General features: G+C 60.9%; 7 protein-coding genes. 2 read left to right on the top strand and 5 right to left on the bottom strand.

What is annotated here, in order from left to right:
* Positions 1–79: 79 nt before the first annotated feature.
* The 4 genes from lipA to Q0P52_RS01865 all read right to left on the bottom strand — a co-directional run bounded on the left by lipA (position 80) and on the right by Q0P52_RS01865 (position 3156).
* On the bottom strand, positions 80–1027 hold the full coding sequence (lipA, locus tag Q0P52_RS01880; RefSeq protein ID WP_293764647.1) for a lipoyl synthase: 948 nt from the start codon (positions 1025–1027) through the stop codon (positions 80–82).
* Positions 1024–1647, bottom strand: coding sequence for a lipoyl(octanoyl) transferase LipB (gene lipB / locus Q0P52_RS01875; RefSeq protein WP_293764644.1), 624 nt, complete (start codon positions 1645–1647; stop codon positions 1024–1026). The genes lipA and lipB overlap by 4 nt, the downstream gene beginning before the upstream one ends.
* 15 nt (positions 1648–1662) lie before the next feature.
* Complete coding sequence (locus Q0P52_RS01870) at positions 1663–1929, bottom strand: DUF493 domain-containing protein (protein WP_293813647.1); 267 nt, start codon at positions 1927–1929, stop codon at positions 1663–1665.
* Positions 1930–2010: 81 nt separating this feature from the next.
* Positions 2011–3156, bottom strand: coding sequence for a D-alanyl-D-alanine carboxypeptidase family protein (locus tag Q0P52_RS01865; protein WP_293764640.1), 1146 nt, complete (start codon positions 3154–3156; stop codon positions 2011–2013).
* Between the two features lie 234 nt (positions 3157–3390).
* Between Q0P52_RS01865 and ilvA the strand changes: the two genes are divergently transcribed.
* Together ilvA and Q0P52_RS01855 are read left to right on the top strand one after the other, a co-directional pair.
* The gene (gene ilvA / locus Q0P52_RS01860) at positions 3391–4923 is read left to right on the top strand and encodes a threonine ammonia-lyase, biosynthetic (protein ID WP_293764638.1); all 1533 of its coding nucleotides are present in this window, start codon (positions 3391–3393) and stop codon (positions 4921–4923) included.
* 105 nt (positions 4924–5028) lie between these two features.
* Positions 5029–5682 (top strand): HAD-IA family hydrolase, encoded by a 654-nt coding sequence (locus Q0P52_RS01855; protein WP_293764636.1) that lies wholly within the window; start codon positions 5029–5031, stop codon positions 5680–5682.
* An 83-nt stretch (positions 5683–5765) separates the two neighbouring features.
* On the opposite strand, the gene Q0P52_RS01850 is transcribed toward Q0P52_RS01855, so the two are convergent.
* Positions 5766–9284, bottom strand: a complete 3519-nt coding sequence (locus tag Q0P52_RS01850; RefSeq protein ID WP_293764634.1) for a transporter substrate-binding domain-containing protein — start codon at positions 9282–9284, stop codon at positions 5766–5768.
* Between the last annotated feature and the right edge of the window lie 2 nt (positions 9285–9286).

Raw genomic sequence — 9286 nt, 5'->3', positions numbered from 1 at the left:
GCCAGCCAAAGAAAAAGCCAGCCCGCGGGCTGGCTTTTGGTGAGGTGTCGCACCCCTGCCATGTTGGCCGAAGCGCGTCTCAGACACCCGCTTCGTGCGCCTGTACGTCAGCGTGGTAGCTGGAACGCACCATTGCGCCCACCGCGGCGTGCGCAAAGCCCATCTCGTAGGCCTTTTCTTCGAACATCTTGAAAGTGTCCGGGTGCACATAGCGCAGCACCGGCAGATGACCGTTGGACGGTTGCAGGTACTGACCGATGGTGAGCATATCCACGTTATGGGCGCGCAGATCCCGCATCACTTCGAGGATCTCTTCATCGGTTTCGCCCAAGCCCACCATCAGACCCGATTTGGTGCGCACATCCGGATTCTTGGCCTTGTAGTCTTTCAAGAGCTGGAGCGAGTGCGCGTAATCTGCGCCGGGGCGAGCCTGCTTGTACAGACGCGGCACGGTTTCCAGATTGTGGTTCATCACGTCCGGCGGCGTCTGGGTAAGGATGTCCACCGCCAGCTCGAGGCGACCGCGGAAGTCCGGCACCAGCGTCTCGATCTGGGTGCTGGGCGACATGTCGCGCACGGCGGCAATGCAGTCGGCAAAATGCTGGGCGCCGCCATCGCGCAGGTCGTCGCGATCCACGGAAGTCACCACCACATACTTGAGGCGCATGGCGGACACGCTTTCCGCCAGATGACGGGGCTCGTTCTCGTCCAGCGGATTGGGGCGGCCGTGACCAACGTCGCAGAAGGGGCAGCGACGGGTGCAGATATCACCCATGATCATGAAGGTGGCCGTACCTTTGCTGAAGCACTCGCCGATGTTCGGGCAGGTGGCTTCCTCACACACGGTATGCAGCTTCTGATCGCGCAAGATTTGCTTGATCTCATGGAAACGCTGGCCGGTAGGCAGTTTGGCGCGAATCCATTCCGGTTTCTTCAGCTTTTCATCCAGCGGCACCACCTTGATGGGAATGCGCGCGGTCTTGGCGGCGCCTTTGTGCTTGACGCCTGCCTCGTTGTCCAACTTCATGCTGTCTCCTTCTCCACGGACAGATGGCGCTCCAGGTGGGGCAACAGCAGGTCCGCCGCCTCATCCACCGTCTTCGCCACCCCCAAATCCTTCATCTGCGTCACCCTGAGGCCCTCGTAGCCGCAAGGATTGATCCAGGAGAACGGCGTCAGGTCCATGTCGACATTCAGCGACAGACCGTGATACACCGCCCCGTTCTTGATGCGCAAGCCCAGCGAGGCTATTTTCGCCCCGTCTACGTATACGCCCGGCGCGTTGACGTCGCCGTTGGCGGTGATGCCTTGTTCGGCCAACATGTCGATGACCGATTGTTCGATGCGGCGCACCAGTTCGCGCACGCCGATATTAAGCCGTTTGAAGTCGATCAGGATGTACACCACCAGCTGACCCGGGCCGTGATAGGTAACCTGGCCGCCGCGGTCGGTCTGCACCACCGGAATGTCGCTCATGCAAAGCAGATGCTCCGGCTTGCCGGCCAGCCCCTGCGTGTACACCGGCGGGTGCTCCACCACCCACAGTTCGTCCGGCGTGCCCGCGCCGCGCGCGTCCGTCAGCGCCTGCATGGCGCGCCAGGTGGGTTCGTAATCGACACGGCCAAGCCGCTTGATCAGTCGCTGCACGGTCTGGCTCCCGGCTTACAGCACCATCTTGACCATGGGATGGCCAGTCAGGGACAGATAGATGTTGTCGAGCTGCTCGCGCGAGGTGGCCGTCACGGTAACGGTCAAGGCATAGAAACGACCGGCGCTGCTCTCGCGCAGCACCACATCGTGATCAGCCAGATCCGGCGCATGGCCGCGCACCACCTCTGTGATGGTGACGACGAATTCATCATGCCGCTCGCCCATGATCTTGAGCGGAAAGCGGCAGGGAAACTCCATGATTTCAATTTTTTCAGACATAGCGTCCACTACTGCGAAAACGGCAAAAGGCCTGCAGCACGCTGCAGGCCGTCCGCCTGGTTGATACTGTCGTGGGCCGGCTTACTTCCAGCCCAGCATCAGCTTGATGCTGTCCCACAGGCGGCTGAAGAAGCCGCCTTCTTCCACTGCCTGCAGCGCCACTACCGGGCGCTCTTCCACCGGCTTGCCATCCTGGCTCACCACCAGCTTGCCGACCACCTGACCCGCCTTGATCGGCGCGATCAGCGGTTGGGTCGTGGTCATGTCGGCCTTGAGCTGGCCAGCCTGCCCCTTGACGACGGTGGCGTACACGTCCTGCGCAAAACCCACCGGCACGGATTTGGTCGCGCCCTTGTAGACCGGCACGTCGGAAACCGGCTTGCCGCCAGTGTAAAGTTTGGGCGTATCGAAAAACTGCAAGCCGTAATTCAACAACTTGGAGCTTTCCACCGCGCGCGCTTCGGGACTAGCGGTACCCACCACCACCGAAATCACGCGACGGCCGTCGCGGTGGCTGGAGGTGATCATGTTGTAGCCCGCAGTATCGGTATAGCCGGTCTTCATGCCGTCCACGTTGGGATCCCGGTACAGCAGCAGGTTGCGGTTGGGCTGGGTAATGTTGTTGTAGCTGAACGACTTGATGGAGTAGATCGGGTAGAACTCCGGGAAGTCGCGGATCAGCGCGGCCGACAGGATGGCCAGATCATGCACGGTGGTGTAGTGATCGGCATGCGGCAGGCCAGTAGCGTTGCGGAACTGGGTGTTCTTCATGCCCAGCTTCTGTGCTTGCTGGGTCATTACCTGCGCAAAAACGTCTTCGCTGCCGGCAATGGCTTCGGCCAGCGTGACGCAGGCGTCATTGCCGGACTGCACGATCATGCCGCGGATGAGATCGCTGACCTTGGCCGGCACCTTCGGGTCCAGGAACATGCGAGAACCTTCGGTCTTCCAGCCGCGCTGGGACACGGTGAGGGTTTGGTCCAGCGACAGGCGTTTTTCCTTGATGGCCTTGAAGGTGAGATAGGCCGTCATCAGCTTGGTGAGGGACGCCGGCTCGACGCGGGAATCCGGATCGCGCGCGGCCAGCACCTGGCCGGAATTGAAATCAACAAGGTAATAGGCCTTGCCGGCAATGTCCGGCGCGGGCGGAACGAAAGCAGCGGCGGAGAAGGAAACGGCGGGCATCGCCAGAGCGGCGGCAACGAGAATACGGGTCAGAGTTTTCATTGGACTTGCAACGTAGGGCGTCGAGAATGGATCGCAAACAATAGCCGCCGATTATACACGCTGAGCGCGGCACGGTTGGCCGAAAGGGGCAAAAACCGGGCCTGGAAAAGCAAAAACCCGGACATCATGCTGCACCGCAAACGGAATAGGTCAAGACGGCTTCCCGAGTTCTTCGAGTTCCTGTTACTCTGGCAGTTCAAAAAAACAGAACTCGCCAAGGACAAGCGCATCATCATGCAAGACAAGCACGACGATTATCTGGAGCGCATCCTCACCTCCAGGGTGTACGACGTGGCGGTGGAAACCCCGCTGGAAGTCGCCGCCAACCTGAGCCGCCGCACCGGCAACACCATCCTGCTCAAACGCGAAGACCTGCAGCCGGTGTTCTCGTTCAAACTGCGCGGCGCGTACAACAAGATGGCGCGACTGACGCCGGAGCAACTGGCGCGCGGCGTGATCACCGCCAGCGCCGGCAACCACGCCCAGGGCGTGGCCTTGTCCGCCAAGCGCATCGGCTGCGAAGCCATCATCGTCATGCCGGTCACCACGCCGCAAGTGAAGATCGACGGCGTGACCAGCCGCGGGGGCAAAGTGGTGTTGCATGGTGAGTCGTTCAGCGACGCCTACCAGCACGCCATGCAACTGGTGGCGGAAACCGGCAAGACCTACATCCCGCCGTTTGACGATCCGGACGTGATTGCCGGCCAGGGCACCATTGGCATGGAAATCCTGCGTCAGCACCCCGGCCCCATCGACGCGGTATTCGTCGCCATCGGCGGCGGCGGCCTGGCGGCTGGCGTGGCCAGCTTCATCAAGCGCCTGAAGCCGGAAGTGAAAATCATTGGCGTGCAACCGGTGGATTCCGACGCCATGAAGCAGTCCATCGAGAAGGGCGAGCGCGTCGAACTGAAGGATGTGGGCCTGTTTGCCGATGGCGTGGCGGTGAAACTGGTGGGCGAGGAAACCTTCCGCCTGTGCCGCGAGCTGCTGGACGAAATCATGCTGGTGGATTCGGACGCCATCTGCGCCGCCATCAAGGACATCTTTGAAGACACCCGCTCCATCGTCGAGCCGGCCGGCGCGCTGGCAGTGGCGGCGGTCAAGGCTTATGTCGAACGCGAAGGCTGTCAGGGGCAAACCCTGGTTGCCATCAACTGCGGCGCCAACATGAACTTCGACCGCCTGCGTCACGTGTCGGAACGCTCGGAACTGGGCGAACGCCGCGAAGCCATCGTCGCAGTCACCATTCCGGAAAAGCCAGGCAGCTTCAAGCGCTTCTGCGCCGTGATCGGCAACCGCAACATCACCGAGTTCAACTACCGCTTCGCCGACCCCGGCACGGCGCATGTCTTTGTCGGGGTGCAGATTCGCGGCAAGGAAGACGTAGAGCGCATGCTGACCGAGCTCAAGGCCAACGAACTGGACGGCATCGACCTCACCGACAACGAACTGGCCAAGCTGCATATTCGTCATCTGGTAGGCGGACACGCGCCGCAACTGAAAGACGAACGCGTGCTGCGTTTCGAATTCCCGGAGCGTCCGGGCGCGCTGATGCGCTTCCTTGATGCCATGCGCACCGACTGGAACATCAGCCTGTTCCACTATCGCAATCATGGCGCGGACTATGGCCGCGTGCTGGTGGGCATTCAGGTACCGACCCAGGACAACGACGCCTTCCGCAGTTTCCTCGACAATCTGGGCTACCCTTGGGTGGAGGAAACCGATAATCCGGCCTACAAGCTGTTCCTCGGCAAAACCATTCGCTGAACACCCTGACCGACGGCCGCGCGTTGCAGACGCGCGGCCTTTTTCACGCCAACTCCCCGGCTTCCGATACACTTGAGGCTCTGCCCGCAGCCACGAAACAGCATCATGATCAAAGCCGTACTCTTCGACCTCGACGGCACGCTTGCCGATACCGCCCGCGACTTGGGCGCCGCCCTCAACCGCCTGTTGGCCGAAGAAGGCCTGCCGCCGCAGCCCTACTCCGCCATCCGCCCCATTGCCAGCCATGGCGCGCGCGGGCTGGTCAGTCTTGGGTTCGGCATTAGCCGTGAGCACCCCCGCTTTGAAGAGTATCGTCTGCGTTTTCTGGATCACTATGAACACAGTTTTGCCGACGAGACCATCCTGTTCGAAGGCGTCAACGAGATGCTCCAAGGGCTTGCCGAGCGCGGCCTGACCTGGGGCATCATCACCAACAAGCCCATGCGCTTTACCGATAGACTGGTGCCTGACCTGCCCTTCGCTACACAGCCATCCGTCACCGTCAGCGGCGACACCGTGGGCGTCCCCAAACCGGACCCGGCGCCCATGCTGCACGCCGCCGCCCAGATTGGCATTAATCCGGCCCACTGCCTGTACGTGGGCGATGCGGAACGCGATATCCAGGCCGGCCGTGCGGTGGGCATGAAAACCGTGCTGGCCAATTGGGGCTACATCTCCGAGCAAGACCACCCGCAAGCCTGGGGCGCAGATATTTGCATCGACCAGCCGCAGGATCTTCTGCGCCACTTGCCGGTTTAAACCTCCGGCGGCCCGGATGCGGCACACAATCAACAACAAAGCCCCGCAATGCGGGGCTTTGTTGTTGGCGACGGGACAGGGGTTTAATGCTCGGCGTAGAAAGCATCCAGCGTCTGGCGCAAACGCGACAGCGCCTCACGCAGAAACTCCTCTTCGGACTCCTCGCACAGATCCTCGGCTTCCAGAAAGAGGTCGTCCACTTCGCTGGCATCCAGCAAACGGAACGGTCCTTTCATCTTGTGCAAAGCGGCTTTCAGGGCGGGCCAGTCGCGAGAGGCCATGGCCTGCGTGACCGTCTGCCAGTCTTTGGCGTCTTCTTCTTTCAGGGATGCGATAAAGGCGGGGTTGCGAGCCAGATCCACTGGCGACGCAACCTTCGGCAAACCTTGTTGCCGGCCCGCCGGGAAGCTTCGCCCCAGCAAGGCTGCCCAATCGTGAATACCCACCGGCTTGCTCAGGCAGGCATCCATGCCCGCCTCCCGGCAAGCCGCTTCCACTTCGCCATGCTTGAAAGCAGTGAAGCCGACAATAAAGGCCGCAGGTTTGCCCGCATCCCCCTCATGCTGCCGGATCATCCGAGCAAGCTCCGGCCCGCTGATTTCCGGCATCGAGTAATCGGTAATCACCACTGCAAACACGCCCCGCTCATACAGCAGCATGGCTTCGGAGGCACTGCCGGCTTTCGCCACCCTGCAACCCAGCCGCTCCAGCTGGGATTCCAGCAAAATCAGATTGGCCGGATGATCGTCCACGATAAGGATGTCCAGATCAAACACCGCATCGGCCGGCACGCAGAAGTCGCGCGGCTGATCCACCGCCGGCGCGCGCGGCAAAGTCAGCGCCACCTCCACAGTCGTGCCGACTCCAAGGCGACTGCGCACGCGGATATCGCCGCCCATCAGCTCTACCAGCCGCTTGCAGATCACCAGACCCAGCCCGGTGCCTTTGGGACGATGCCCTCCGCCGCCCACCTGCACAAACGGCGTGAACAGGCGGCCAACATCTTCAGCCGACATGCCAATGCCGGTATCCGCCACCGCCATGCGTAGATGGCAGCCACCGCTGTCGGAATTCTCAAGTCGGCAAAGCAACTCCACCCGCCCCTGCCGGGTAAACTTGATGGCATTGGACAACAGGTTGGAAAGCACTTGTAGCAACCGTACCGGATCAACACTGACCCAGACATCAGGCAAAACGCCATCAAGCGTCACCTCAAAGGCAATGCCCTGCTGCTTGGCCATCGCACGGAACATCCGGTCCAGCTTGCCCAGCTTGTCGGCAAGGCGGACCGGCTCCGGGTGCAGTTCCATCTTTTCCGCTTCGATCTTGGACAGGTCCAGAATGTCATCGATCAGCACCAGCAGATGCTGGGCCGAATCGTTGGCCACTCCAAGCTCCTCCACCGTGGATACCGGCAACTGCCGATTAAGCCGCTGCAATTCCAACATGCCGATGATGACATTGATCGGAGTGCGGATTTCGTGGCTGATGGTGGACACAAAGAACGACTTGGCCCGGTTGGCCTGTTCCGCCACATCGCGCGCCTCCCGCAGTTCCTTTTCCAGCAGCGTTTTGTAAGAGATGTCCACCCAGCCGCCAAGAACGCCGGCCAGCTCGCCGCGGGCACTGTAAAACGGCCCCACCCACAGGTAGACGCTGACCTCGCCCCCCTCCGCCAGTGGCACCGCCACTTCGCTGAAGGAAAGCTGCCGACTGGACGCCACTGTCCGCACCGTCTCAGTAATCTCGCGAAAAAACGGGGCAAAACGAGCATCAATACCCGCCATTGACACTGAAGACGCCTCGTCGCGCAGCTGGAAGAACGCGCGAAAAGCTGGATTATAGGAAATCAGGCTGCCCACGGCATCGCTGACGAAACTGGGTGTCGGCGAACTGTTGAGAAAGGCGCTTTGAAATGCCAGCTCGTCGCGCAAGCGCGCCTCGGATGCTTCACGCAGCCGCACCTGGCGCTTGAGCAGCACGCTCCAACCAAAAGACACCATGATCAGTAAGCCCAGCACCGTCAGACTGACGATGATTTCCGTCTGATAGCGGAAAAAGCGGTACTCCGGATGGCTGCGCATCAACCATTTTTGCTGCACCAGATCATAATGATCAGCCCGTATGCTGCCGATGGCTTTATCCATGATGCCGGCAAGTACGAGTTCGTTCTTACTGACCCCCATCACCAGCTGAATAGGCCGGCTTAGGGCCGCGCCGGTAATAGTCAGCTGGTCGGGATAGTTCTGCCCGATTTCATAATTGGCAATGGTATTGTCCGCTACCGCTGCATCCACCTTGCCCGCGGCAAGCAGCTCAAAAGCCTTGGATACTGAGCTGACTTCCACCAGCGTGGCGAAGTCCTTGCCGCGCAGGGTCTGGCACATACGCAAGGGCGCAGCGGTCATTGCAATTCGCCGGCCGCGCAGCGACTCCACATTGCGGTAGGGTATGCGCTTGTCGGAAACGATCACCCACAAAGTATTGGCGAACGGCGTTGTCAGCATCAGACGATCCGCCTCGCCGGGAACATTGTAGATATAGGGAATCAGCACCGCCGAGCGCTTTTTCAGATCGTCGATCACCTCTTGTCGGCTATGCCGCAGCACTCCTTCAAAACGCAACCCCGTCTTCTCTGAAAGCTCCTCCAGCAGGTCGGGAAGTATCCCGGCCGGGCCGCCTTCGGGCGACTTGAAGATGAAAGGCGTCAAGTCGTACAGCTCGCTGTATCGCACCACCGGATGCTGACGAATCCAGTTCTCCTCTTCCTCGGTCAGATCCAGTTTAGCGGGAAAATTGAACGGCGGTCCGATAATGGCCTTCCAGCTATAGGCCACCTCGCCAAAACCGTCATCTCGCGCGCTGAGAATCGCCTTGTTCAGCACCCCCAGCAATATGCCGTTAGCCGGCAACACGGCCAGCTTGCGTGCAGCCGCGCCGGGTTCGGCAAACCTCGTCACTTCCAGATTGCGCAGCTGAAAATGCGAGATCAGATAATTGGCCGTCACCAGCAACTCTACCGCAGCATCGGCATCGCCAAAGGATACTGCCTGCAAAGCCTGCAAAGGCGTGGCGTAGGGTTTGAGCACCCAGTCCGGGTACAGCTTTGCAGCTTGCCCCGGATCCAGGCTGCCCGTAGAGAAGGCCAGTGTCTTGCGCAAGCTGAAAGCACCTCGATCCTTCATCCGCCCCAGTTGCACATAACGGGAATCGTCAAACGATTGTGTAAAACGAAAATCGCCAGTATCCGGCGGAAGGTCCGCCGCCTGCACCTCTCCTTGCGCCAGCGCGGCACGCAGGCTTGCGCGATCCGGATAAACCCGGGGAGGCAGCCTGACTCCCAGCAGGCGGCCCATTTCCTGCAGATAGTCGATAGTGATGCCGGACAGATCGCCACCTCTATCGGCGATGACATACGGCGGGGTATCGTCGGCGACCACCCCCACCGTCACCACGGGATGCGCACCCAGCCAGGCGCGCTCGTCGGCAGACAAAAGTGCAGCGCCCGCATGGGCGCCCAGGGAGACGCACAGGCTGAACAGCAGGCAGAAAAACCCCAGCGCCTGGCTTGGGAAGAAGTGGTAGCGCGCATGAACGCTCATGA

Origin of the sequence: uncultured Aquitalea sp. (genome assembly GCF_945957525.1) — a bacterium.
Lineage (GTDB): Bacteria > Pseudomonadota > Gammaproteobacteria > Burkholderiales > Chromobacteriaceae > Aquitalea.
This window is presented reverse-complemented; position numbering and strand designations above follow the sequence as displayed.

Coding starts and splice junctions, on each gene's coding strand:
- Q0P52_RS01855 (WP_293764636.1), top strand. CDS start 5,029: ATGATCAAAGCCGTACTCTTCGACCTCGACGGCACGCTTGCCGATACC.
- Q0P52_RS01850 (WP_293764634.1), bottom strand. CDS start 9,284: ATGAGCGTTCATGCGCGCTACCACTTCTTCCCAAGCCAGGCGCTGGGG.
- ilvA (WP_293764638.1), top strand. CDS start 3,391: ATGCAAGACAAGCACGACGATTATCTGGAGCGCATCCTCACCTCCAGG.
- lipA (WP_293764647.1), bottom strand. CDS start 1,027: ATGAAGTTGGACAACGAGGCAGGCGTCAAGCACAAAGGCGCCGCCAAG.
- Q0P52_RS01870 (WP_293813647.1), bottom strand. CDS start 1,929: ATGTCTGAAAAAATTGAAATCATGGAGTTTCCCTGCCGCTTTCCGCTC.
- Q0P52_RS01865 (WP_293764640.1), bottom strand. CDS start 3,156: ATGAAAACTCTGACCCGTATTCTCGTTGCCGCCGCTCTGGCGATGCCC.